Raw genomic sequence first — 26,815 nt, forward strand, 5'->3', positions numbered from 1 at the left:
CCTTAAAATAGATATGCGTATGGATTCCTCATAAATAGATAACATAAGAACAGCCGAAAAGCTCCTACCCTTTTCGGCTGCCAGTCGTATTAAAAATAAATTTCTAATACCAACTATTAAAATCAATACAAATATATGAAAGAAAAGCAAGAAAGCCCTCGGCGTAGGTGCCTTTTAATATTAATTGAGAAAATACCGAATGCCATGAAGTTAACCTTTCTATTTTTAGTCATATCCTTGCTGAGTTTCACGGCTACCGCCTCGGCTCAGCGGGTTTCTATAACATTAGAGAATGCGAAAGTGGAGAAAGTTTTGGCGGCTATTACAGATCAAACGGGTTTTAATGTCGCTTATAGTAAACAAGTTGTGGATGTAGATCGAAGGGTAAGTCTGAATTTTACTAATGCGGAACTTACCCAGGTCTTGGATAAATTGACGGAAGGAACGCTGTTGGGTTATGAGGTGAATGGCGGAAAAATTTATTTGTTTAACCGTATAGAGAATAAGCCGATTAATCAGCAGTCAAAAAAAATAACAGGTCAAGTAACAGATCAGAATGGAGAACCTATTATTGGAGCTAATGTTATAGTAAAAGGTTCTACCACTGGCACCATTACAGATTTAGATGGAAACTATAGTATAGAAGCCTCTTCTTCAGATATACTTTTAATCTCTTATATAGGTTATAATACCAAGGAGATTGCGGTGAAAAATCAATCAACAGTTGATATAAAGCTTGTGGAGGATACCCAGAACTTAGATGAAGTTGTTGTGGTTGGATATGGTGTACAAAAGAAAGTCAATTTGACAGGGGCTGTAGCTCAAGTTACAGCTAAAGAATTAGAAAATAGGCCAGTGTCGAATGCGACTCAGATATTGCAAGGAACCATGCCAAATGTAAATATTACCTTTTCTACGGGAGAACCGGGTGCGGGAGGTTCTATTAATGTTCGTGGACAGGCATCAATTAATGGAGGCGAACCATTGGTCTTGATCGATGGTGTTCCAGGCGATATCAACCGTGTGAACCCGAAAGATATTGAATCTGTGTCTGTGTTGAAAGATGCAGCCGCTTCGGCAGTATATGGTGCTCGCGGTGCGTTTGGTGTGATTTTGGTGACAACGAAGAGTGCGAAGGCTGGTAAGATGAGCGTTTCCTATGGAACTTTCTTTGCGACATCCAAGCCAACGGTTCGTACGGACTTTATGACTTCTGGATATGAGGCGGTTTCATTGTTGGATGAGGCTTTCCGTCGTGCCACGGGTAATACTTATACTCGTTATACGGATGAGGATATGGCTGAATTAGAGGCTCGCCGATATGATAAGACGGAAGACCCTTCCAGACCCTGGACGGTCGTGAAGAACGTGAACGGAAAAGATATCTATAACTATTATGGTAATTATGATTGGTGGAATACAGTGTTCAATTCTCACCAGCCCTCTCAATCTCATAGTATCAATTTATCCGGTGGTACAGAGAAGATCAATTTCTTACTCTCCGGTAATTTCTATACGAAAGATGGTATTATGAAGATTAATACGGATAAGTTTACCTCTTATAATTTCCGTAGTAAGATTAATGCGCAATTGTTCCCATTCTTGAAGGTAACGAACAATACCTCCTATTACGACAAGAATTACACCTATTATGGTCGCGAGGGTGGAGGCAATCCTAACTTTGTGTATGTAACGGTACATGCTTTACCCTGTTATGCACCAGTGAATCCAGATGGTACGGCTACTTATAATACGCTGAAAAATAATTATTCCATTGGTGATGGACTTTATGCGATGTTGTTGGATGGAGGAACAAAAGGAGAGAAAGGTATCCATGAGTTTACGACAACTACCAGTTTGGAATTTGATATTGCGAAACATATCAAATTGAATGCGGATTATACTTATTCGTTTTATATAGCGGACGATTGGTATCGATCTACGGTAGCGACTTACTCTATTGAGCCTGGTGTTGTGCAGGAAGTTCCTAATTATAATACGGATCAATTGAAGAAGACAATGTGGTTTGACCCGATGCATGTGGCGAATGTTTATGCTAATTACAATCAGGTGTTTGGGAAACATACGGTTGGTTTGACTGCGGGTGTAAACTATGAGAATAAGAAACATTCTCGTCTTTTCGCTTCCCGAAAGAATTTAATATCAGAATCGTTGAGTGATTTGGAATTGGCGACTGGAGATATGTTGGTTGGTGGAGGTGCGTACGATTATGCTTTGTTTGGTGCCTTTTTCCGTGCCAACTATGATTTTAATGATCGGTACTTGATAGAGGTGAATGGCCGCTATGACGGAACGTCTCGTTTTAAATCGGGTATGCGTTACGGCTTTTTCCCATCTGTATCCGCTGGATGGAGATTAAGCGAGGAATCTTTCTTTGAAAAGGCAAAAGAAGTGGTAAATAACTTGAAGATCAGGGCTTCTTTTGGATCATTGGGTAATCAGGCAGTAAATTCAAGCAAGCCGAATTATTATCCTTATATCGAAACAATGAATACAAGCTTATCCAGTTGGTTGATAGATGGACAGAAGACGCAAAACGTAAGTTCGCCGAACCCGATTATCGACAACTTGACTTGGGAAAAGGCGACGACTGTAAACGTTGGTGTAGATCTTAGTTTCTTGAATAGTCGGTTGAACGTATCAGGTGATGCGTATGTACGTAATACGACAGATATGTTAGTACCAGGAAAGACGTTGCCAGCAGTATATGGAGCGGCTTCTCCACAACAGAATGCAGGAGATCTTCGAACCAAGGGATATGAGTTGGTGGTCAGTTGGAAAGATCAATTCGACTTGAAAGGAAAACCGTTCAATTATGGCGTATCGTTTGTACTAGGTGATGCGGTGTCTGAAATTACTCGTTATGACAATCCTAACAAGTTGTTGGCAAATCATTATGAAGGCAAGCGTTTTGGTGAGATTTGGGGATACCGGATCGATGGTTTCTTTAAGACAGACGAAGAAGCCGCAAACTGGAAGATTGATCAAAAGTTGGTAAATACACAGATTCAAAAGGCTCCGGGTGAATGGGGACATTTGCGTGCGGGTGACTTGAAGTTCCGTGATTTGAATGGTGATGGTGTGATTTCTCCGGGAAAGAAGACCGCTGATGATCCGGGTGATATGGAAATCATAGGAAACTCAGAGCCTCGCTATAATTATGGACTTAATTTGAATGCTAGTTGGAATGGTTTTGATGTCTCGGCTTTCTTCCAAGGCATCGGCCGTAGGGATTGGTATCCAAGCGCAAATGCGGATAAGTTCTGGGGACCCTATTCGCGTCCTTATTTCTCGTTTACTCCGAAGAATTTTAATGACTTGGTTTGGACTCCGGAGAATCCGGACGCATATTTCCCATTGTTGAGAGGATATACGGCATTGAATAGTGGTGGATGTTTGAGAGATCCGAATGACAAATATATTCAAAATATTGGTTATTTGCGTTTGAAGAACTTGGTTATTGGCTATACGCTTCCTGATCGTTGGATGAAAAAAGTCTTTGTGCAACATTGCCGTTTATATGTAAGTGGAGAGAATTTGCTTACGTGGACTCCGTTTGTTACAGATTATATTGATCCGGAGCAACCGGTGGCAGATAGTAACGGACGAAGCTATCCGATGTCAAAGACATTCTCTGTAGGTTTAGATATTACATTTTAACTAATAAATTAAAGACTTATTCGAAATGAAGAGATTACTTTATATAATAACGATAGGGCTTAGCTTGACGGCTTGTGATATGGATAAGTATCCGTTAGATGCTGTTTCTCCAGATACCTTTTTTGATACGGAAAACGATTTGCGGCTTTATTCTAATTCTTTTTATGACGCATTGCCCAGTGCTAGTGATATTTATGGTGAGGCAGTAGATAATATTATCAAGATGGATTTGGCAGATGAAATCCGCGGGACTCGGATCGTACCGACTAATGATGGAGGGTGGACATGGGAGGAATTAAGGAATATAAATTTCTATTTGGATAACTCCTCCAAATGTGTAGATGAGGCCGCTAGACTTCGTTATGATGCTTTGGCCCGTTTTTTCAGAGCCTACTTCTATTTTGACAAGGTGAAACGTTTTGGCGATGTACCTTGGTATGAACATGCCCTAAATGATAAAGATGAGGAGAGCTTGATGATGTCGCGTACATCTCGTACGGAGGTACTGGATCATATTTTGGCCGATATTGATAATGCGATTGCCTTTTTGCCTGAGGAGAAAAAGGTTAATGAGGTTACGCATTGGACGGCTTTGGCGTTGAAGGCACGTATCTGTTTGTATGAGGGTACTTTCCGGAAATATCACGATGAGTTTAATTTGCCAGATTACGAGCGTTTTCTGAATGAGGCGGTGAGTGCTGCGGACGAGTTGATGACAAAGAGCGGGTATAAGATTTATAGTATGGGAAAACCGGAAAGCGATTATCTGAACTTTTTTGCTTCGCACGAGGCTATTAAGGATGAGGTGATCCTTGCTCGTGGATATAGCGATGAGTTCCAAGTGTATCATAATCTCAATTATTATACAATGACTGCCTCTTTCGGTCGTCCGGGTTTGGAGAAACGACTCGTAAACAGTTATTTGATGCGTGACGGAAAACGTTTTACGGATCAACCGGGCTATGATACGATGTTTTTTACGGAAGAGATGAAAGGTAGAGATCCTCGTTTAAGCCAGACGGTACGTACGCCGGGATATACCCGAATTGGGGAGAACGAAACTTTGGTGCAGGAGTTTGGATCAACCGTGACTGGATATCAGATGATTAAATTCGTGACGGAACGTAAGTGGGATACGAATAATAAGGATATAAATGATATGCCTTTGTTTCGTTTTGCGGAAGCTTTATTGATTTATGCGGAAGCAAAGGCTGAGCTAGGTACATTGACACAAGCCGATTTGGATAAGTCGGTTAAGCTGCTTAGAGATCGGGTAGATATGCCTTCTATCAATATGGCGGAGGCTAACGCAAACCCGGATCCTTATTTGGAAAAACAATATCCGCATGTAAACGGTGGCAACAAGGGGGTGATCTTGGAGATCCGTCGGGAGCGTAGGATTGAGCTGGTGATGGAGAGCTTCCGTTGGGATGATATGATGCGCTGGAAAGAGGGTGCTACTTTTACGGAGCAGTTTAAGGGTATGTATTTCCCGAATATCGGTCCTTTTGATTTGGATGGAGATGGCAATATTGATGTCTGTATCTATGAAAATGAGAAACCTGATTTAGGAGGAAAAGGAATCCAGTATCTGAAACTGAATAGTGATGTTACGTTGGAACATGGAAATCATGGATGTATTGTGGTGAATCCTCATATCAAGAAGACTTGGGATGAGAAAAAGGATTATCTATATCCGATACCTATCCAGGAACGTTTGCTGAATACGAATTTGACACAGAATCCGGGTTGGAATGATGGTATATGATTGGAGGAATGGAAAGCGGGTTGTATTTTTACAACCCGTTAAAAAAGGATATAATATGAAAAGGTCAGTAGTGTTTGCAGCCTGTTTATGGGTGAGTTGTTTGTTTACGTTAAGCGCGCAGAAAACGACCATTGAGTCAAAGGAGGAGAATTCTCTTCGTGTGATGTCTTATAATGTGCGGAATTGCCGGGGTATGGATGAAGTGGTGGATTATCAGCGTGTGGCGGATATCATGAACCGGGTAGATCCGGATGTGATAGCTGTGCAGGAGTTGGATAGTGCGTCGGTTCGGAGTAATGGTGTTTTCGCACTGAAAGAGTTGGCGGATCGTACTCGTATGTATTATACTTATGGGCCTTCGATCGATTACCAAGGAGGAAAGTATGGTATTGGCATCTTGTCGAAGGAGAAACCTTTGAGCTATTGGATGTTGCCCCTTCCCGGCAGGGAAGAGCGGCGTTTGTTGTTGGTGGCAGAGTTTAAGGAGTATGTGATGTGTTGTTCGCATTTTTCATTGACGAAGGAGGATCAGGTGCTATCGGTTCCGATTATTCTTGATGCGTTGAAAGATATACGTAAACCTTTGTTCTTGGCGGGAGATATGAACTCTATCCAAGGTTCTCCTACTCAAAATGCCTTGCAAGAGAAGTTTATGCCATTGAACAATTACAAGGATAACACGATTCCGGGCCAGAGTCCGAACCGGTGTATCGATTTTATTTATGGATTTGATAATGGAAATCAATATTCTGTCTTACGTCGTCAGGTGCTTTATGACGAACCGATCGCCTCGGATCATTTGCCTCTTTTCGTAGATGTGCGATTGAAAGCGGGTGTGGCTGATATTTTCCGGACAAAACCTTATTTGCAGAATCCGCTGTCGAATGGGATTACGGTCTCTTGGTTTACGAATGTGCCTGTACATAGCTGGGTGGAGTATGGTACGGATCGTAATTTGGGAGAACGTGCGGAGACGATCGTTGACGGACAGGTTATTTGCAACAACAAGCATCATAAGGTTCGCTTGACAGGTCTTAAACCGGGAGAAACTTATTATTATCGGGTATGTTCCCGTGAAATAACACTATATGAGGCTTATAAGAAAGAATTTGGCGAAACCGCTTATTCGGATATTTATTCATTTACGATACCTACTTCGGTGGAGACGGATTTTACGGCTTTGATATTTAATGACTTGCATAAGAAAAACGAAGTGTTAGACCTGTTGGCAGATCAAATAGAAGGGATTGATTACGATTTTGTAATGTTTAATGGGGATTGTATAGATGATCCTAGAAACGAATCGGAAGTAGTTCATTTTCTTTCTTATTTGAATAAGAAGGTCAAGGCGGAAAATGTTCCTGTTTTTTATTTGCGGGGAAATCATGAAATACGAAATGCTTACTCGATTCAGTTAAGAGAGCTTTTTGATTACGTTGGTGATAAAACATATGGAGCTTTCAACTGGGGGGATACTCGTTTCGTTATCTTGGACTGTGGTGAGGATAAACCCGATTCAACTTGGGTATATTATGACTTGAATGATTTTGCGGGTTTACGTATGGAGCAAGTTGGTTTTTTAAAGGCTGAGCTATCAGGAAAAGCCTATAAAAAAGCGGCGAAGAAGGTCTTGATACATCATATCCCTCTTTATGGTATGTCTGAGAAAAGCTATCTTCCTTGTTTGGACTTGTGGGGGGGCTTGCTGGCTAAAGCTCCGTTCGATGTAAGTATAAATGCGCATACACATCGTTTCGCTTATTGGCCAAAAGGTTCCGTAGGAAATAATTTCCCAGTTGTGATAGGAGGGGGGAATCGACCGGAGAATGCGACCGTCATGATCTTGTCGAAAAAAGGGAAAGTTATGACACTGAAAGCCTTGAATACAAAAGGGGAGACTTTGCAGATAATTAATCTGTAATTGTCTTGTACAAGATTGGTAGAAACACGTACGTTACTCATAGGGTATTATGTACGTGTTTTTTCTTCTCAATCTCAAACAAATCATTACTTTTGTAGCGAACATTTAGGTTGATAAACAAGGTGGATGGAGTAATGGATGACTTGATAGACGATTTGTTTATTTTGAGATTGATAAGGGCAGGTGACCGGCTGGCCTTTAAGCATTTGTTTGAGTTATATTTCGCTCCCTTATGCCGTTTCGTTCATTTATATATAAAGAAGCCGGAAGCGGCGGAAGATATCGTATTGGATATATTCACTGGTTTCTGGGAAAAACGGGAGACATTGCAAATTCAAGTAACCATAAAAGCCTATCTTTTTCAGTCCGCACGAAATAGGGCCTTAAACTATCTGAGAGACAACGAGCATTTTGTCCCGACAAATGATTTCTCATCCCTAGAACGCTTTGAGAACGATGATACCTTAGAAACACGAGAATTACAACGTTTGATTCAAGAGGCTATTTTATCTCTTCCCCCAAAGTGCCAAGACATTTTCAACAAGAGCCGCATGGAGAACTTATCCAATAAGGATATAGCCGATCAAATGAATATCGGCGTAAAAGCTGTTGAGGGACATATCTCGCGAGCCTTGAAACATATCCGGGCTTACTTGGGAGATGCCTATCATTATTTGTGGTGATATTCTCTTTTCAACAAAAATACTAAAAAGCATGTAGGGTTATCCTCTTTTGAAGTGTCATACTATAAAAATGATGCTTTATGAATAAAGATATACCATGGCGATTCATTATCTCTCATTTGAAAGGCGATGTGGATGAAAAGGAGGAGAAGCTGTTCTGCGAATGGCTTCAAGAGGAAAGGAATACGCTCCTGTTCCGGGAACTTGAATCATTGTGGCGAGAGATTAGGGAGGAGACTTCGACCTATACGCCAGATACTGATTATTATTGGAGGCAAATGGAAAGCCGGATGTTGCGGAAGGATGAAAAGCCGAAATCTGTGCCATTGTGGAAGTTTTGGATGGCGGTATCTGTAGCTACAGTGTTATTGGTGCTTTCGCTCACTTTTTCTTTTTTATATAACAAGACGGAATATTGGACGGACTCTTCCTGCAAATTGTCTTATTCCTCTTTAAGTGGTAAATCCAAGATTATATTGCCGGATAGTAGCGTGGTTTGGCTAAACTCGGGTTCCTCTTTGCGATATGCGGTGAACTTCTTTGAGAATCGTGAGGTGGATTTAAGCGGGGAAGCCTTATTTGATGTGACAAAAGATAGTCGACATCCTTTTGTCGTATCAACTTCCGGGGTGAAAGTGAGGGTACATGGAACCCGCTTTAACGTAAACTCTTACTCAAAGGAGGAAAATATCTTGGTTACACTTTTCCAAGGTTCTGTATCCTTAGAGGCCGGAGGGCAAGAGGCTTATCTGCATCCGGGCGAGCGAGCCTCCGTGAGCAAGAAATACAGAACTTTGGATATAACCTCAGCCGATATGTTCTATGACTCATTCTGGGCAAGCGAGAGTGTGAGGTTTGAGGCGAAATCATTACGATACATCACCCGCTATCTGGAGAAATGGTATAACGTGAAGATTGAGGTAGATCCTTCCATTCCGGATTCGCAAGCCTATACCTTTACAATCAAGGATGAATCGCTGGAAGTGATCTTGCGGATCATGTCCCGTATCAATCCGATTTCCTATATGTTCGATGGGAATGATCACGTAAAAATAACACATGTCGAACCTTCTAAAAAATAATGCCTATGAGATAAACCGGATAATATGCAAGAAAAAGGCTTAAGCAGAAACTTAAGCCTTCCGGGAGAAATCCCTGATTCAAATTAAAATCTATTTACAGCTTATCTCAAATTTGGCCGTTTGTGTAAAGCCGTAAAGATGTTAACTTTAAATATCATGCAAATATATGAAGAATAAAAGACAATTTATGAAAGGAAGAAACAGTTTATGTGCGATATTCTTTCTTCTATTCTTTTCTTTACGTTTGTTAGCCGGTGAGGTTGCAGGCAAGAAAATATCCGTTTCATTCTCGAATATACCGTTGAAGGAGGCGATCTTAAAAATAGAGGTTGCCAGTGGTTACACGTTCTTCTATGACGGTAATAAAATCGACTTGGGTCAGAAAGTAAGTTTGAGCGTATCCGACCAACCGATTGAGTCAGCCTTGCATTCTATGCTGAAGACCACGAAACTTACGTTTGAGATCACCAATAAGCAGATCGCCTTATTCAGTAAGCAGAATGCTGGTTCCCCGATAGGGAAAGCGCCTCATAAAATTACAGGTACGGTGGTGGATGCCTTAGGTAGTCCGATAATCGGGGCAAATGTGATGGTGAAGGGTACGAATAATGGTACAATTACCGATTTGGGTGGAAACTTCTTGATTGAGGCCTCGGAAAATGATGTCTTGCAGGTATCTTATATCGGTTATATGCCGCAGGATATCCCGGTTCAAGGAAATAAGGAAATAATAATCACTGTTCGTGAGGATACACAGGCTTTGGATGAGGTCGTAGTTGTTGATTATGGAACTCAGAAGAAAGTAAATTTGACAGGTTCTGTTTCTTCAGTCAAATTTGATGAGGAATTGGCGAATCGTCCGATCACTGATGCTTCTCAAGCACTTTCCGGAAAGGTTTCCGGCGTGTGGATCAGCCAGAATTCGGGTAAGCCGGGAGATGATGGAGCGCAATTGAGAATTCGTGGCTGGGGTACATTGAATAATTCGGACCCGTTGGTGATTATTGACGGAGTAGAAGGGGTATTCAGCCAAGTAAACCCGAGTGACATCGAAAGTATCACAGTCTTGAAGGATGCGGCTAGTGCGGCTATTTACGGATCAAAGGCCGCTAACGGTGTCGTTTTGGTTACGACGAAGATGGGAAAGAACAATGAGAAAACCCAAGTAGAGTTGAACTCTTACGTCGGAATGCAGCAGATCGGACGTCATTTTGATTTAGTGACGAATAGCGCCGAGCATATGACTATGGCGAATCAAGCTTTGGTGAATGGGGGAGAGAACCCTCTTTTCTCGGAAACATTGATCTCTAATTTCGCTAATGGAACAGATCCTTATAAATACCCGAATACGGATTGGTATGACTCTCTTTATCGGAATGCTTTAATAACAGGGCATAATTTATCCATTCGCGGTGGATCGGAGAAACTATCTTCCTTCTTGTCTTTGAACTATTTGAGTCAGGAAGGTATTTTGATGAACTCTAAGGCGGAGCGGTTCGGTATCCGGGCAAATGTGGAGTATAAAGTGAATTCATGGTTGAGAGTTGGCGCTCGTTTGAATTATACTCGTAGGAATTCCCAAGAGCCTTTTGATTTGTTCCGTGTATTCGAACAGCAACAAGGCGCGGCTCCTTTCATCGCTCCATATACCCGGGATGGCCGTTTCGGTTCAGTAGAGGCGATTAAGGATGATGGCACTTTATTGTATACGACTTATCAGCCGGTTATAGACGCTTCGAACGGGGCGACTAAAACATCCAAGGATTATATGGCTGTAAATGCTTTCGCTACCGTGGATTTTACGAAAGACTTGAACTTACAAGTAACATGGGCCTCTAATGGCAATTGGAAAATGGTTGATAAATATAATGAGACCCTTTATGGATATACGGATTCTGGCATAGAGACGATACCGAAAAATTACAATCGTGATGGTATTGTGTTGAGTAGAGAGCAAGTATCGACCATGCGTAATAATTTCCAAGCGACATTAAACTATAGCAAGCGATTTGCGGATAAGCATTATGTTGCCGCTATCCTTGGTACCCAATTGGAGAATTACAGTATAAAGAACGTATTTGCCCGAAGAACCAACCCACCCAAAGAAGGATTAACCCAAGTGGACGCGGGAACGGAAGGTATCAAGGGAGAGGGAAATTTTGAAGGTCTACGCATGGCATCTTATTTTGGTCGATTGAATTATGCCTTTGCGGATAAATATTTATTTGAGATGAATCTCCGTGCCGATGCCTCCTCTCGTTTTAAACGGGGAAATCGCTGGGGTGTTTTTCCGGGTTTCTCTGCAGGATGGCGTTTGAGTGAAGAGGCGTTTATTAAGAACCTGAATCTGTTTTCTAATTTGAAACTACGTGCGTCATGGGGACAATTAGGTAATCAAACCATTGAAGGATATTGGCCTTATTTAACAGTGATCTCCCAAAATTATGACTTGAGTTATAATTATGGAGGTTCATTGGCTCCGGGTGCTGCCGTAACCGCTTTGGTGGATGAGGATATTACTTGGGAAACTACTTCTTCCTTGGATATTGGCGTGGATTTGGGCTTCTTAGGTAATAAGTTGAATATTGAAGCTGATTACTTCAATAAAAAGACAACCGATATTATCGTTCAATTGCCAATACCAAATGTATTAGGGGATAAGACCGCACCGTTTGAGAATGTGGGCGAAATGAAAAATAATGGTTTTGAGTTAGTCGTGAATTATGATAATCTTGAGACGAGCAGAGATCGCCTTGGATTTAACGTAGGACTAAACTTTACGTATATCGATAATAAAGTAACGAAATTTCAAGGAGGAAACTCTCCGGACCAGCTTTATTTGATTCGTGAGGGATATCCGTATAAGGCTTTGTATGGCTATAAAGCGGTTGGCATCTATCAATCGGACGAAGAAGCCGCTCAACATATGCATAGCAATGGGCTTAAGCCGGAAATGGGAAATCTGAAATACGAGGATGTTAATAACGATGGAAAATTAGACTATCAAGATAAACAAGTACTTGGTAATACGATTCCTAAAATTACGTATGGACTTACTGCCGGCTTACGCTATAAAGGGTTTGACTTAAATATCTTATTCCAAGGTTTGGGACAGGCGAATGCGTTTACGAAGAGCGGCATGACCCGTATGCAATACGAATGGCTGACTATTTCTGATAAATGGCGGGATGCGTGGAGCCCAGAGAATCCGGACTCAAATATACCGATGCTTCGGTTTGACTCTTCATGGGACACGTATGACTCCTCATTTTGGGTGCATCGTATCGATTTCTTGAAATTGAAGAACTTACAATTAGGTTATGCGTTCCCTGAATGGATTACCTCAAAGCTAAAAATGCAACGGTTGTACGTATATGCGAATGCCCAGAACCTGTTTACGATTATGTGGAAAAAAGGGTATGAAGGATATGATCCGGAAAGAAATACGTTTGATTCGGGTACCAATTATTACCCGACTCCGAGAATATTTACATTTGGTATAAATCTTAATTTCTAAAAGTATGAAACAGTTATTAGCATATTGCTTATCAATTATACTATGTGTCTCTTTCACGGGATGTATGGAGAATTATTTGGATTTGTATCCTGAGGATAAGATTACTTCGGCGAGTTTCCCGGAAAATGAATCGGATATCAAACTCCTTTTAAATGGTGTCTATGCTCAATTGAGGGAAAAAGAGGTTTATAATCAAGGCTTGTTTGGCTTTGGCATAACGGATGGAGCTACCCCTAACGCATTTAACTGGGGAACGGATGAGGTTTTTAATAAGCTGGGTGCCGGGCGATTGAGCTCTAGTGACGGAGGAGTCGTAACGTATCGTTGGAAAAGATGTTACGAGATAATCTCCCGGGCAAACTATTTGTTGGCCTGTATGGATTTAGTGGATTTATCGGAAGAAGCGAAAGCCAAATATTCAGGTGAGACTCATTTTCTACGGGGACTGGCTTATTCCGTGCTAGCGGAAACCTATGGTGGGGTACCTATTATATTGACGGACATTTCCACGGAAGAAGCTCGTAGCTTGAAGCGGGCGAGTTTGGAGGAGACTTGGCAACAAGCGCTGGATGATTATGAGGTTGCGATCACCAATCTGGGAGTGGATGCTCCTGAGCCGGGGCGTGCTACTAAGGGGGCGGCTTTAGGTATGAAAATGCGAGCCTACTTATACCAAGGTAAATACAAGGAGGTTCTGTCTTGTGTCGAGCAAATTGATGCGTTGAAGAAATATGGTCTATTCCATAGTTATGAGGGTTTGTTTGATCCGGCTAATGAGAACAATAAGGAAGTATTGTTTGATATCCAATATATTGAAGGCGAGAATTCGCAAGGTTCCTATATTGACCAGTATTGCGGAACGGGTACCGGAAGTTGGACCCGTGGAAGCCGTTATGTCCCTACGGATGATTTGGTAGCGGCTTATGAGACGATCGACGGCTCTCCTGTAGATCCCGATAATCCTTATGAGAACCGGGATCCTCGTTTAGGTTTCACGGCTGTACTTCCGGGTTCTTATTTCTTGGGCTATCGTTTCCCTAATTACCTGTATCCGGGAGGTGCGTTTAATCATGCCGGTAATCGGTTGAAACATTTAAGTACCCGTAAATATCGGATTCAGGATGAGTCAAAGCTTCCTCCTTCCGGGCAGTCTTATATCAATGATATCATACTGAGATATGCGGATGTCTTATTGTCAAAAGCGGAGGCGATTATAGAGACGAATGGAAGTGTAGCGGATGCGATCGCTATCCTCAACCGGATCCGTACGGAAAGGGATGACGTTAAGATCTCTTTGCTGCCGACATCTATGAGCCGTGAAGAGGCTCGTGAGAAAGTAAGGCATGAGAGACGAATTGAGTTGGCGTTGGAAGGTCGTTATTGGTCAGACGTGAAACGTTGGAAAATCGGGAAGACGCTTTATCCTATGATTATAAAAGATCATGAAGGAAGCGTGATCGAGACGAAGTTCCCGAATGGATATCTGGAATATTACGATTTACTGCCTATTCCTGATAGCGAGCGCTCTTTGAATCCGAATTTGGATCAGAACCCGGGTTGGTAATGTTCAACTAAAAGAAGGATGAAATGAAATTTATATCTAAATTGATACCGGTATTAGCCCTTTCCGGAGTGGCCGTGGCTACTCAAGCGGCGGAAGGGCCAAATGTGATCATCGTATTTATCGATGATTTCGGATATGGGGATTTAGGTTGTTACGGGAGTACGAAGCATCGTACTCCCCATATCGACCAGATGGCTAAAGAGGGAATACGACTGACCGATTTCTATGTGGGTTCGAGCGTGAGTACACCTTCCAGATCGGCTTTATTGACAGGGTGTTATCCAAGGCGAGTCTCCATGCATGTAAATGCGGACCCTACACCTTTGATGTCCAAAGGGAGGCAAGTGCTATTTCCAGCTTCGCATAAAGGCTTGAATCCCGGTGAGATAACGATCGCCGAGTTGATGAAGGAGCAGGGGTATGCGACGGCTTGTATCGGGAAATGGCATCTAGGGGATCAATTGCCATTTCTTCCTACCCGGCAGGGTTTCGACTATTATTATGGTATTCCTTATAGTAACGATATGGATCGTACGTATTGTCCGTTACCCTTGATGGAACAGGAGGAGGTAATAGTGGCTCCTGTCGGTCATGATTCCTTGACGATTCGTTATACCAATAAGACTGTGGAGTTTATAAAGTCTCATAAGGAATCACCGTTCTTTATTTATTTGTGCCATAATATGACTCATAATCCGTTAGCGGCTTCTCCCGCTTTCAAGGGAAAGTCTCAGAACGGACTCTATGGAGATGCGACCGAGGAATTGGATTGGTCGATGGGAGTCTTGCTTGAGACTTTAAAGGAGGAAGGATTGGATCAAAATACCTTGGTTATCTTTACTTCCGATAATGGTGCGGATGAACACTTCGGCGGTACGAACCGTCCGTTGAGAGGCCAAAAGGGTACGACGTATGAAGGTGGATTCAGGGTGCCTTGTATAATGAGATGGCCCGCTAAAATACCGGCGGGACAGGAGACTGATAATCTGGTGACTTCGATGGATTTCTTACCGACATTGGCGCATTATTGCGGTTATGCGGTTCCTTCCGACCGGGTGATAGATGGACATAATGTGTCTGGAATCTTGGAGGGAGAATCGATGGCATCGCCCACGGAGACTTTCTATTATTACCAGAAACAACAATTACAGGCGGTACGTTGGGGAAACTGGAAGTATCATTTACCTTTGAAGGAACGTATCAAAGGCCCTCACTTCCCGGATACGGAAGTCGGTGAAGCTCGTTTATATAATTTGGCGAATGATTTGTCGGAAACAACCAATGTCATCGATAAACATCCCGAAGTAGTAACGAAGATGAATCAATGGATCGAACAGGTTCGTAGTGATATGGGAGATTGGGGATATGAAGGCCGGAACCAGCGTCCTGCCGGTATCATAGATGAACCTTTTCCCCGTTTACTTAAATAAAAAGATACATATATGAAAACACTGAAATCATTGTCTGTTTTAACAGCGGCGGTATTATCGAACAGCTTGAGCTTGAACGCTGCCTCGGATGCGGCCAATAAGCCTAATTTTGTAATCATATTCTGTGACGATATGGGATATGGGGATTTGAGTTGCTATGGGAATCCCACGATCCGCACACCGAATATAGACCGTATGGCTTGTGAAGGAATGAAGCTGACCCAGTTTTATGTGGGGGCCGGAGTTTCTACGCCAAGTCGGGCCGCGTTAATGACCGGACGTTTGCCGGTTCGAAATGGATTATATGGAGATCGGGTAGCCGTACTTTTCCCTAACTCAAAGGCTGGGTTAGGACAAGATGAGGTCACGATCGCCAAAGTTTTACAACAAAACGGGTATGCGACCGGCTGTGTAGGCAAATGGCATTTAGGTGCGTTTTCTCCCTATTTACCGACGGATCATGGTTTTGATACCTATTTCGGCATACCTTATTCCAATGATATGAGCCCTGTTCGGAATAAAGGCGCGCATGCCCGGAATTTTCCTCCGACTCCATTGATATTGGATGGTAAGCAAATCGAATCGGAACCGGATCAGGGAGAATTAACCCGTCGCTATACGGAGAAAGCGGTATCGTTCATCAAGGATCATTCAAAGGAGCCTTTCTTCCTTTATTTCGCTCATACCTTCCCGCATATCCCATTGTACACGAATGCCCGTTTCGAGGGAACGAGCAAACGAGGCCTGTACGGAGATGTGGTTGAGGAAATAGACTGGAGCGTTGGTGAAGTGTTGAAGGCTCTGCGTGAAAATGGCTTGGACGAGAATACGTTTGTTATTTTTACCAGCGATAACGGCCCTTGGCTGACGGAGCATGAGAATGGTGGTTCCGCAGGTCCGTTGAAGGATGGCAAGGGTACTTGGTGGGAAGGTGGCTTCCGGGTTCCGGCCATTTGCTGGATGCTGGGAAAAATCAATCCGGCGATCAACGATGAGATTATGACCTCGATGGATTTATATCCGACTTTCCTCTCGATGGCGGGTATCGAGCAACCGAAAGATCTTGTATTGGATGGCGTGAATCAAACCGGATTATTGTTTGAGGAAAAGCATTCCGCCCGTGATGAGGTTTATTATTGGTGGGGCAGTGAGTTGATGGCGATCCGTAAAGGGGAGTGGAAGTATTATTTTAAGACGATCAAGGACCAATATCTGCGTACCTGTAAGATCGAGACTCCGGCAGAACCCTTGTTGTATAACGTGGAGACAGATATCTCAGAGCGATTCAATCAGGCGGATAAGCATCCGGAGATCGTGAAATTACTGATCGAGGCCGGTGAGAAACATAAGAAAGGAATGAAGATCAAGCCTTCCGTATGTGATATGATGTAATGGGACATTTAAAAACACTAGATTAGATGAATAAATATATACTAACAGCGGCTTGCGGATTGGCTTTTTCCGCAGCTTCCGCACAAACAAAGGCTTTGCCGGATAGCCCGAATATCCTGCTGATTTTGGTGGATGATTTGGGATATGGCGATTTGTCCTGTCAAGGAGCCGCCAAGGACATTCAAACTCCACATATCGATAAATTATTAAATGAAGGAGTTCGTTTCACGAATTTCCATGCGAACTGTCCGGTCTCCTCTCCTAGTAGAGCCTCGTTATTAACCGGGCGTTATCCGGATATGGTAGGCGTGCCGGGAGTCATTCGTACGCATAAAGAGGATAGTTGGGGGTATCTGTCGGAGGATGCCGTATTATTACCCCAGATGTTGAAGAAAAGAGGCTATCATAATGCGATGGTTGGAAAATGGAATCTAGGATTGGAGTCTCCGAATACCCCTACGGAAAGGGGTTTCGATTTCTACCGGGGATTTTTAGGGGATATGATGGATGATTATTATACCCATCGTCGTTTCGGAAATAATTATATGCGTGAGAACTTGAAAGAGATCGATCCACAAGGACATGCTACAGAGATTTTCTCTGATTGGGCGATCCGTTACCTGTCGGATATGAAGCAAAAGCAAGAGCCTTTCTTCTTGTATCTAGCTTATAATGCCCCACATACCCCGATACAACCTCCTCAGGAATGGCTGGAAAAGGTGAAAAAGCGTGAACCGTCACTTCCTGAGAAGCGTGCTAAGATTGTCGCCTTGATTGAGCATTTGGATTATAACGTCGGACGTGTGTATGAGGCCTTGGAACAGAATGGCCAGTTGGAGAATACGATCATTATATTTACCTCTGATAATGGAGGGCAGGACGATGCGGGTGCGAATAACGGCCCGTTCAGAGGCGCGAAGCAGGATATGTATGAGGGAGGGATCCGGGTAGCCGGAGGTATTTATTGGAAGAACCAGATCCGTCCGGCGGTACGTGATAATTTCGTCATGCTTTCGGATATGTTCCCGACCTTATGCGATCTGACAGCCGTGCCTGTATCGCATGAGATCGACGGTATCAGTATCTTGCCTCTTTTACGGGGTGAGGAACAAGATACCGGAGATCGAATGGTGCATTGGGTACGAAGGGAAGGTAATTCCCGATATGGAGGTCAGGCATATTACGCATCTCAATACCGGGATTTCAAGATTTTACAAAATACTCCTTGGGAGCCTATCCAATTCTTTAATATAAAGGAAGATCCGAAGGAACAAAGTCCGATAGGGGAACGATCTTCGGATACGTATAAAAACTTGTTCAATGGCTTGATGGAGCATATCCGTCAGACGGGTATGATACCGTGGCAAGGCAAACGGTATAAGTGATTTTCCCATGTGATTTTTTAGAAGCACGTACATCGTTATTCATGGTGGTGTACGTGCTTTTTTGTATTTTTTTATTGCTCTTAACTGAAATTGAATGTTTTTTGTGTATGTTTGCGGGAAATCTTCGGGAGTTTATTTATATGGGAATATCCGATGAGAAGCTATGGGAATCGTGTCTGAAGGGAGATAAGGAAGCCTTCCGTGAGCTTTATTGCCGATTTTACGCATTGCTGCGCAATTATGGAATCAAGTTACTTCCCGACAAGAACTTGGTGGAAGATTGCGTACAGGATATTTTTATCAATTTGATTCAAAACCATACCTCCCTCTCTCCGACGGCGAATGTCAGAGGATATCTGCTTAAGGCTTTAAGACATAAGCTGTATGATACGATCGAGAAAAACAGGAAAATGGAGGATGTCTCCTTATATGAGGACGTGTTTCAAGTGGATGAGTTATTCTCCCGTATCGCATTGGATACGACAGATATGGACGACCGGGTTAAACTTTTGATGAAAGCCTTGACAAAACTTTCTCCCCATCAGCGAGAGATCATTTATCTTTATTATGTAAATGAATTGGGGCATAATGAGATAGCTGGTATTTTAGGCATAAATTACCAATCCAGTAAAAATTTATTGTCTAGAACACTCCGTAAGTTAAGGCGGTGGTTCTCGTTGGAGCTTTAATGTATTCTTGGACTCTCTTTATGTCGCAGTATATCAAAGATATATTGTGCCAATAATTTTCACCTTGATGGCACAGCCGTGCCCTAGGGATGGCAAAAGAGGTTGTAAGAATGAAAAAAATGGCGGATTCGCTATTTTTCCCGGTAAAAAGTGAGTACCAAAACGAATTCCATCCGTAATAAGAGTAAACAGGTATCTCGTGAATAAGAAACAGGACATGGTTGAGAAGGATTCATTTCGGCAAGCCGGAGAAGATTTGTTGCGTAAAGTTCGTGAAGAGGAGCGAGTGGATTCGCGACTGGCACTTTCTTCTTGGCAGAAGTTGGAGGAACGTTTGAATGCTCCCCGTAAGACCTCTGTTTTACGTATACGCTATCTTGTTTCTTCCGTAGCGGCCGCCGTCATGTTGCTTCTTGCCGTGGGATGTTATTTTTGGATAATGGGGCATGATAAATCTTCATTGCCTTTTGCCTTGTTGGAGGAAAAGAATGTTGGCGCCTTGCCGGGGGATGAGATTCTCTTGGTGAAGGATCAAGGTTGGGTTCAACTGAAAGATGAAGCTACGGTAATTTATGATACGGTAGGCAAATCAAATGTAGAGGAACACCAAATAGAAAAGAATGAGCAAGAAACTAAAATTGATGAGCCGGATCAAATAATAGTACCGAAAGGACGGCGTGCGAATATCGTATTTTCAGATGGTACTAAAATGTATATTAATGCAGAGACTCGGGTGATTTTTCCTACGGTTTTTGCTAAAGATAAGCGGGAGATATTAGTGGATGGAGAGGTCTATTTGGAAGTTGCTGCGGACCCTTCTCGCCCTTTTATTGTTAAAACGAGTACGATCGAGGTAAAAGTGCTTGGCACTCGATTCAATGTGTGTGCTTATCGGGATGAACCTGCGGCTTCCGTTGTATTAGTGGAAGGACAGGTCGAGGTGAAAAATGGCGATAATGGTAAGAATGTGCTGAGCCCTGATGATATGCTTGAGTTAAAGGGTAAAGAAATATCGATCAAAAAGGTAGATGTCTTTGAACATATTTGTTGGAAAGATAACTTGATGCTGTTAAATGATCGTAAGGTTGGAGAGGTCTTAAATCGGTTGTCTCGTTATTATGGCCGGACTATTTTATTTGGCAAAGAGATAGGTGAAATACCTATTTCAGGAAAATTGGACCTGAGAGAGAGCTTGGAGGAAGTTGTTGAGATTATTTGTCAATCTCTTTTTCTACGCCAAGAGAGAGACGGGGAGAATAATATAATTTTATTAAAATAATTTGCCTATGGGAAAGGAATGATCTGTAAGCGTGTTTGCATTTACAAGAGAGCCAGAAGATACTGCCATATCTTCCGGCTCAAGAGCTTTGTTTAATCAATAATTACGTACTAAAGAAAAAACATTACAAAGGTATGAAGAAAAAAGAAGATTTCTGCCGAGAATCAAATCATTTTCTCAAAAGTCTTGGTTTAGCCTTATGTCTGGTAAGTTTTGGAGGATCTGCGATATATGCGTCTTCCCTATATGCGCAGCGGACTATGCTAAGCATTCAAATGAATGATCGTACGGTAGAAGATGTATTTGAATACATTGAGAAAAACAGTGAGTTTATTTTTGTGTATCATGGTTCTAACATTGATTTGCATAGGAAAGTTAATCTGGATGTTCGGGATCAGTCTGTAGAGATAATATTAGATAAATTATTCAGCGGAACGGATATTGAGTATATTATTAATAATCGTCAAATAATCGTACGTCGAGACACGAAAAAAGAGGATTTACCGATTGCTAATCAACAGACGAAAAAGGTAAAAATAACAGGTGTCGTGAAAGATGCTCACGGGGATCCAGTGATTGGTGCGAATGTAGTAGAAAAAGGAACGACTAACGGCACTATTAGTGATCTGGATGGAAACTTTTCCTTGGATGTTTCCGCTGGGAATGTGCTAATGGTATCTTATGTCGGTTTTCAAGAAAAAGAGGTTCCTGTTGGGGATAAAAAAGTTCTCCAGATAGTGCTTGATGAAGATTCAAAAGCCTTGGAGGAAGTTGTCGTTACCGCTTTGGGTATTACTCGTTCAGAGAAAGCGTTAGGTTATGCTACACAAAAGTTCAAGGGGGATGAATTGGAGAAAGTTAAGGGCGTGAATATCGCGACGAGTTTAAGTGGTAGGATCTCGGGCATGCGAGTGTATAATTCTACGGAATTTGGGGTCGCTCCTAAGATAAAATTACGTGGAGAGGAGCCTTTGGTCGTCGTGGATGGCGTTCCTACAAATCAAGCGTTTAGTGATTTCAACCAGGATGTGATTGAGAATATCACTGTGTTGAAAGGGGCTACGGCCTCTGCGTTGTATGGTTCCCGAGGTGGTAATGGAGCGATCATGATTACCACCAAGAAAGGGGGTGATAAGGGCTTTTCTATAGAGGTAAATACCAGTAATATGTTTAATGCCGGACAGTTAAAAATACCGGAGGTGCAGACGGCTTATAGCGCCGGGTCTGGAGGTAAATTTGATAATATAGATTATGTCTGGGGCGATAAGTTGGATATTGGTCGTGTTTATACGCAATGGGATCCTATTAAGAAAGAGTATCGGGAAATGGAGTTGACTTCGAGGGGTAAGAATAATTTTAAGAATTTCTTGGAGTTTAGTATGATCAGTAATACTACGGTCAGTGTATCATCTTCTGGTAAGAATGGAAGCATCCGCACTTCTTTGTCTTATTTGTATGATAAGAATCAATATCCGAATTCACGTAAGAATAAATTCTGGTATAATATTGGTGGAGAGCTGAAACTAGGCAATAAGGCGAGCGTGGAAGGTAGTATGAACTTTACGCAGGAATCTGCGCCGAATACGGCTGGGTATGGATATGGTACCGGATATATGTACAATATTTTATTATGGACTGGTCCGGAGTATGATCTGCGGGATTACAAGGATTATTGGCTTGTCCCAAATGAAAAGCAAAATTGGCATTATACGGATTGGTATGATAATCCTTATTTTGAGGCTTATGAGAAGATTAAGTCGATAAATAATTTTACGACGAATGGTTCATTGTCTTTTAAGTACGAGATACTCCCTTGGCTGAAATTGCAATTGCGTGCGGGAGGAGTCGCTTATGCGAATAATAATGTGACTCGTTCTTCGGTGGGAACGATCTCTAAAGGCCGTGGTGGCTGGGAAGACGGAGCGCTGGGTTATTATAAAGAGGGCAAGAAGACTGGTTTTACCATGAATTATGATTTCTTCTTGCTGTTTAATAAGAAGCTGAGTGATTTTAGTGTTGACGGTTTATTGGGAGGTTCTCTTTATTATACGAAAACAAAGAATCTGGAAGCTTCCACGAAGAATGGCTTGTCTGTTCCCGGTTTTTATTCGATAAAAGCTTCCGTAGAAAGTCCGATCGTGGATGCGGAGACTAAGACGAAAAAAGTAAATAGTCTGTTCGGCACGTTGACATTGGGGTATAAGGATACTTACTATCTGGAGGCTACAGGGCGTAATGACTGGTCTTCTACTTTGCCTTCAAATGATAAATCATATTTTTATCCTTCCGTGGGAGTGAGTATTATTCCTTCTAATATAATAAGCTTGCCGGATTGGATACCCTTCTGGAAATTGAGAGGATCGTGGACTGTCTCTAAAACCGATTTAGCTATTTATGATTTAGATCGGGCCTATACGATTAAACAGAATGTTTGGGATGGCTTGAATACGGCTAGTTATCCGGATTATTTGCGTGGCGACGTGAAGCCTATCACGAATCGTACATGGGAAATCGGTACGGGTATTCACTTCTTGCAAGGACATCGCTTGAAATTAGATGTGAGTTATTTCAATAAGTTGACTTATAATAATACGATCAGCCAAAGGATATCTTCCGCTACGGGATATAAATCGAGATTGATGAATATTGACGAAGAATATGTTCGTCGGGGGGTGGAGATTTCTATTGACGCTACTCCGGTGCAAGTCCGTGATTTCTCATGGGATGTGTCGTTGAATCTTTCGACGAGCAAGAGGTATTACGCTAAATTGGATGAGAACTTCAGCCCGGATAATTTGTGGACATACGTGGGCGCTCGTACGGATTCTTATTCATATAAAGGCTATGACAAAGATCCGGATGGTAATTATATTATTAATACGAATGGCTTGATGTCTAGGAGCCAATATAGCTCTTTGATTGGTTATACGGATCCGGATTTAGAGTATGGTCTAGCGAATGTATTCAAGTATAAGAATTTTACGCTGACACTCAATTTTGATGGCCGTATTGGTGGAAAATCATGGTCGAATACGGAATTCCACATGTTGGAAACCGGCGCTCATCCGGATACGGACAATCAATGGAGATATGATGAGGTGGTGAATGGCAAGAAAAACTATGTGGGTGAAGGTGTCAAGATTGTATCAGGTGAGGTCAAATATGATCAATATGGCAGGATTACATCAGATACGCGGGTATTCTCTCCGAATGACATCGAGACTTCTTATGAGGATTTTGTAAGAAGCAGCCATAATAATCCAGATAAATTAGTTCAGAAAAAGACATTCTTGAAATTGAGGGAAATGTCAATCGGATATAATTTGCCGAAGAAGTTTATTAGTAAGTTAAGTATGAATAGCTGTTATGTAGGCTTTATCGGACAGAACTTATTTGTGTTGACCAAAGATTTTAGATTCTCGGATCCGGATGGCTTTGAGGATATTGAGGGCGAGGATATATCTTCTCCATCTATAAGGTATGTAGGTGTAAACTTGAAAGTTGAATTTTAAAAGCTAAACGTATGAAAATTAAAAATATATTGATATGCGGACTGGTTTTGTTGGGTATGGTTGGATGTGATGATTTCGAAAGCGTAAATACAAATCCCGACTCAACTAACAAAGTAACATCTGCGATGTTGGCAACAGAACTGTTACGTGATATTACCACTTATAAAAATGGGAATGGAAAGGATTTTATCCGGGATGAATTGTTAGCTAAGTATTTGTCGTGGACAGAGGCTAATGATATAGATCTGGCATTCAATTTGTTGGGTGGAGCGAATTATGATGCTTTGAGAGATTTGCGGAATGCCTCGAAGATGATTGATTTTGCGACGAATGATGAGTTGAAAAACTCCTATACGGCATTGTCTCATTTCGTACGGGTTTTCTTTTTCTTCAATTTGACAATGCAAGTGGGGGACATACCTTATTCTGAAGCTTTAAGAGCTGAGGATGAAGAGGTGTATTTCCCGAAATATGACTCTCAAAAAGATGTTTTTCTCGGGTTATTGAATGAATTGGATGAGGCGGACCGTCTCTTTAGTGCTGGCACTAATTTTGAGGGTGATTATATTTATGGAGGGGATGTGACGAAATGGCGTAAGGCTGTGAATGTTATGCAATTGAAGTTGCTTCTTAATTTGTATAAAAAGGTCGATGATCCGGATTTAAAGGTTCGGGAAAGAATCAATGAGATTATCAATAACAGACCTGTTTTTGAGTCGAGTGCGGATAATTTCCAAGTTGTGTACTCTAATAAGGCTGGACAGAAATATCCTTATTTTAAGGAAATTAATAGTTTTGTGAATAATGACAGGATGACTAATCTTTTTGTTGATAAATTGAAAGCCTTGAAAGATTATCGTTTATTTTATTATGCGAAACCGACACCGAGCTCAGAAGAGGCCAAGTTGGATCCCTCGGAATGGGATGCTTATGGTGGAGTTGACCCGACCTTACCGGAGTCTGAGATCTTGACTTTTGTGAGTGGGGGAACTGTTTCTCAAATAAATGATCGCTACGAGGAACTGCCGGAGGGCGAGCCTGTATTTTTCTTGAGTTATCAAGAACAAAATTTTATACTGGCTGAGATGGCTCTGAGAGGTTTTATCTCAAAAAGTCCCAAAGAGTATTATGAGGAAGGCGTTCGTTCTTCAATGCGGTTTGTGGCGGATAATACCCCCGATGATGTTATGTTCCATCATAATCGAAAAATAACAGATGCCTATATTCAAGAATATCTCGGAAACCAAGGCGTTAAATTCGCTAGTGATTTTCAAGAACAGTTGAGTCAGATTATTTGGCAAAAGTACATATTGACGTTTCTTCAAACACCTTACAATGCTTTCTTTGAATATCGTAGGACAGGTGTACCGAATATTCCGATAAATCCGAAATCGAATAGGAATATACCTTCTGATAAAATGCCGTTAAGATGGATGTATCCATCGGAAGAGTTGGATTACAATATGGATAATGTCTCAAAATCAATTAGCGACCAGTATGGAGGGTCGGATGACTATATGGGTGTCATGTGGATTTTGAAATGAGAATGTCATGCATATAATTTTCCGGGTCATTTCAAAGGAAAAAAGTGCTCTTTTTTTGTTATTTCTATAAAGATATTTACCTTTGTCTCTATGTTAAGGATAATAACACATATTGAACGCTTGTTGCTGACGCACGATTGTGTGATCTTGCCGAAGTTTGGTGGTTTCGTGCTGCAAACTTTGCCGGCGACGTATCAGGAAGAGGAACATTTGTTCCGGCCGATGCGTAAAGAGGTTATGTTTAATGTCACGCTACAGCATACAGACGGCTTGCTCTCCGAGTCATATATGCAGACGTATGGCGTTGATTACCGGAAAGCTCAGTTGATGCTGGAAGAGGATATCGAGGCTTTGAATGTTTCTTTGGAACAAGACAAGCGGATAACATTGGGGCGAATCGGGACTTTCTCTATAGGAGAGGAAGGGCAGACCATTTTTACGCCGGGCGATTCTGGGGTATTCAATGCGGATTCGTATGGTTTACCATCGTTTCATTTTCCGGTTTTGCGATCATTGGAGGAGGAGCGGGAAGAGGTTGCTTTACTTGCGGGTAAGAAAAAGAAAGATGTGTTCTATATCCCGGTTAGTCGTAAGTTGATCCGGGTTGTCGCGGCATCAGCTGCTGCTGTCGCATTATTCTTTGTGGTTTCAACTCCGGTGAAAGAAGTAAACCTGTCCGCTTATACAGCTAGTTTTGTTCCTACGGAGATGATAAATTATAGGTTCGAGGAACCTATTTCTCAGCCGGAGGAAATTCAAATATCTCAAGTGGACGAGATGGTAGCGGAGGTAACTCCCAAAATAGAAGCGACTAAGGAGACTGAGATTGCCAAAGCGCCTTCTGCCCCTGAGGTAAGGAAAGAAGTCGCTGTCCCCGCTCCGAAAGCGGAACTCGTGGCGACGAAAAAGATGTATCATATCGTAATAGCGAGTTTCCCGACAGAGGAGCAGGCGAATGAGTATATATCCGGTGTAGACCGCACGCAATGTAAGAATGTAAGCAAGGTGGTTCGTGATGGTAAATATCGTATTTATGCGGATAAGTTTAATAACCGGGCGGATGCCGAGAGCTACATGGCGACACTTCGAAAAATAGAAAAGTATAAAGATGCTTGGCTGTTCATTAGCCGTTAATAAAAAAGCCTGATCGAAAGATCAGGCTTTTTTTTATGACTTGTCGTCGTTTTGTGGCCGGGGCAGTCTTTTCTTCTTCAACCGTCCTGCCTTTCGTAAGGCTTGGTCCAGAATGTACTGGATTTGGCCATTGGTGCTGCGAAATTCGTCCGCAGCCCAAGCTTCGATAGCTTCCATCATATCAGCGTCCACCCGAAGGATGAAGCTTTTGACAGTATTATCTTTTTTGGCCAT

Annotated in this window: 16 protein-coding genes; 15 read left to right on the top strand and 1 reads right to left on the bottom strand. The window is 42.1% G+C overall.

Features of this window, described 5'->3' with window-relative positions; genetic code table 11:
- Positions 1-135: 135 nt before the first annotated feature.
- The 15 genes from DW205_RS04175 (at position 136) to DW205_RS04245 (ending at position 26,581) form a co-directional block, all read left to right on the top strand.
- On the top strand, positions 136-3,681 hold the full coding sequence (locus DW205_RS04175; protein ID WP_005867180.1) for a TonB-dependent receptor: 3,546 nt from the start codon (positions 136-138) through the stop codon (positions 3,679-3,681).
- 25 nt (positions 3,682-3,706) lie between these two features.
- Positions 3,707-5,449, top strand: coding sequence for a RagB/SusD family nutrient uptake outer membrane protein (locus DW205_RS04180; protein WP_005867182.1), 1,743 nt, complete (start codon positions 3,707-3,709; stop codon positions 5,447-5,449).
- Positions 5,450-5,504: 55 nt separating this feature from the next.
- Entirely contained in the window at positions 5,505-7,370 is a 1,866-nt protein-coding gene (locus tag DW205_RS04185; RefSeq protein WP_005867184.1) for an endonuclease/exonuclease/phosphatase family protein, read from the top strand.
- Positions 7,371-7,504: 134 nt separating this feature from the next.
- Positions 7,505-8,053 (top strand): RNA polymerase sigma-70 factor, encoded by a 549-nt coding sequence (locus DW205_RS04190; protein WP_005867186.1) that lies wholly within the window; start codon positions 7,505-7,507, stop codon positions 8,051-8,053.
- Positions 8,054-8,133: 80 nt separating this feature from the next.
- Complete coding sequence (locus DW205_RS04195; protein ID WP_005867187.1) at positions 8,134-9,135, top strand: FecR family protein; 1,002 nt, start codon at positions 8,134-8,136, stop codon at positions 9,133-9,135.
- A 166-nt stretch (positions 9,136-9,301) separates the two neighbouring features.
- The gene (locus DW205_RS04200; protein ID WP_005867188.1) at positions 9,302-12,652 is read left to right on the top strand and encodes a TonB-dependent receptor; all 3,351 of its coding nucleotides are present in this window, start codon (positions 9,302-9,304) and stop codon (positions 12,650-12,652) included.
- 4 nt (positions 12,653-12,656) lie between these two features.
- Entirely contained in the window at positions 12,657-14,216 is a 1,560-nt protein-coding gene (locus DW205_RS04205) for a RagB/SusD family nutrient uptake outer membrane protein (protein WP_005867189.1), read from the top strand.
- Positions 14,217-14,239: 23 nt separating this feature from the next.
- The gene (locus DW205_RS04210; RefSeq protein ID WP_005867190.1) at positions 14,240-15,646 is read left to right on the top strand and encodes a sulfatase; all 1,407 of its coding nucleotides are present in this window, start codon (positions 14,240-14,242) and stop codon (positions 15,644-15,646) included.
- Between the two features lie 12 nt (positions 15,647-15,658).
- Positions 15,659-17,038, top strand: a complete 1,380-nt coding sequence (locus tag DW205_RS04215; RefSeq protein WP_005867191.1) for a sulfatase — start codon at positions 15,659-15,661, stop codon at positions 17,036-17,038.
- A 26-nt stretch (positions 17,039-17,064) separates the two neighbouring features.
- Complete coding sequence (locus DW205_RS04220) at positions 17,065-18,423, top strand: sulfatase (RefSeq protein ID WP_005867192.1); 1,359 nt, start codon at positions 17,065-17,067, stop codon at positions 18,421-18,423.
- A gap of 107 nt (positions 18,424-18,530) precedes the next feature.
- The gene (locus DW205_RS04225; RefSeq protein WP_227793804.1) at positions 18,531-19,112 is read left to right on the top strand and encodes an RNA polymerase sigma factor; all 582 of its coding nucleotides are present in this window, start codon (positions 18,531-18,533) and stop codon (positions 19,110-19,112) included.
- 199 nt (positions 19,113-19,311) lie between these two features.
- Complete coding sequence (locus DW205_RS04230) at positions 19,312-20,391, top strand: FecR family protein (RefSeq protein ID WP_005867195.1); 1,080 nt, start codon at positions 19,312-19,314, stop codon at positions 20,389-20,391.
- Between the two features lie 134 nt (positions 20,392-20,525).
- Complete coding sequence (locus DW205_RS04235; protein ID WP_005867197.1) at positions 20,526-23,903, top strand: SusC/RagA family TonB-linked outer membrane protein; 3,378 nt, start codon at positions 20,526-20,528, stop codon at positions 23,901-23,903.
- 11 nt (positions 23,904-23,914) lie between these two features.
- Positions 23,915-25,447, top strand: coding sequence for a SusD/RagB family nutrient-binding outer membrane lipoprotein (locus DW205_RS04240; protein ID WP_005867199.1), 1,533 nt, complete (start codon positions 23,915-23,917; stop codon positions 25,445-25,447).
- Positions 25,448-25,537: 90 nt separating this feature from the next.
- Entirely contained in the window at positions 25,538-26,581 is a 1,044-nt protein-coding gene (locus DW205_RS04245) for an SPOR domain-containing protein (protein ID WP_005867201.1), read from the top strand.
- 33 nt (positions 26,582-26,614) lie between these two features.
- Here the strand turns inward: DW205_RS04245 and DW205_RS04250 are convergent, their stop codons facing one another.
- The gene (locus tag DW205_RS04250; RefSeq protein ID WP_005854106.1) at positions 26,615-26,815 is read right to left on the bottom strand and encodes an Arc family DNA-binding protein; all 201 of its coding nucleotides are present in this window, start codon (positions 26,813-26,815) and stop codon (positions 26,615-26,617) included.

The sequence above is a fragment of the Parabacteroides sp. AM17-47 genome (genome assembly GCF_003434625.1).
GTDB classification, from domain to species: Bacteria; Bacteroidota; Bacteroidia; order Bacteroidales; family Tannerellaceae; genus Parabacteroides; species Parabacteroides distasonis.

Bases quoted from the DNA above. Each gene is read 5' to 3' on its own strand.
- DW205_RS04215 (WP_005867191.1), top strand. From the start codon at position 15,659: ATGAAAACACTGAAATCATTGTCTGTTTTAACAGCGGCGGTATTATCG.
- DW205_RS04175 (WP_005867180.1), top strand. From the start codon at position 136: ATGAAAGAAAAGCAAGAAAGCCCTCGGCGTAGGTGCCTTTTAATATTA.
- DW205_RS04205 (WP_005867189.1), top strand. From the start codon at position 12,657: ATGAAACAGTTATTAGCATATTGCTTATCAATTATACTATGTGTCTCT.
- DW205_RS04245 (WP_005867201.1), top strand. From the start codon at position 25,538: ATGTTAAGGATAATAACACATATTGAACGCTTGTTGCTGACGCACGAT.
- DW205_RS04185 (WP_005867184.1), top strand. From the start codon at position 5,505: ATGAAAAGGTCAGTAGTGTTTGCAGCCTGTTTATGGGTGAGTTGTTTG.
- DW205_RS04220 (WP_005867192.1), top strand. From the start codon at position 17,065: ATGAATAAATATATACTAACAGCGGCTTGCGGATTGGCTTTTTCCGCA.
- DW205_RS04190 (WP_005867186.1), top strand. From the start codon at position 7,505: ATGGATGACTTGATAGACGATTTGTTTATTTTGAGATTGATAAGGGCA.
- DW205_RS04240 (WP_005867199.1), top strand. From the start codon at position 23,915: ATGAAAATTAAAAATATATTGATATGCGGACTGGTTTTGTTGGGTATG.
- DW205_RS04195 (WP_005867187.1), top strand. From the start codon at position 8,134: ATGAATAAAGATATACCATGGCGATTCATTATCTCTCATTTGAAAGGC.
- DW205_RS04225 (WP_227793804.1), top strand. From the start codon at position 18,531: ATGTTTGCGGGAAATCTTCGGGAGTTTATTTATATGGGAATATCCGAT.
- DW205_RS04250 (WP_005854106.1), bottom strand. From the start codon at position 26,815: ATGGCCAAAAAAGATAATACTGTCAAAAGCTTCATCCTTCGGGTGGAC.
- DW205_RS04235 (WP_005867197.1), top strand. From the start codon at position 20,526: ATGAAGAAAAAAGAAGATTTCTGCCGAGAATCAAATCATTTTCTCAAA.
- DW205_RS04200 (WP_005867188.1), top strand. From the start codon at position 9,302: ATGAAGAATAAAAGACAATTTATGAAAGGAAGAAACAGTTTATGTGCG.
- DW205_RS04180 (WP_005867182.1), top strand. From the start codon at position 3,707: ATGAAGAGATTACTTTATATAATAACGATAGGGCTTAGCTTGACGGCT.
- DW205_RS04210 (WP_005867190.1), top strand. From the start codon at position 14,240: ATGAAATTTATATCTAAATTGATACCGGTATTAGCCCTTTCCGGAGTG.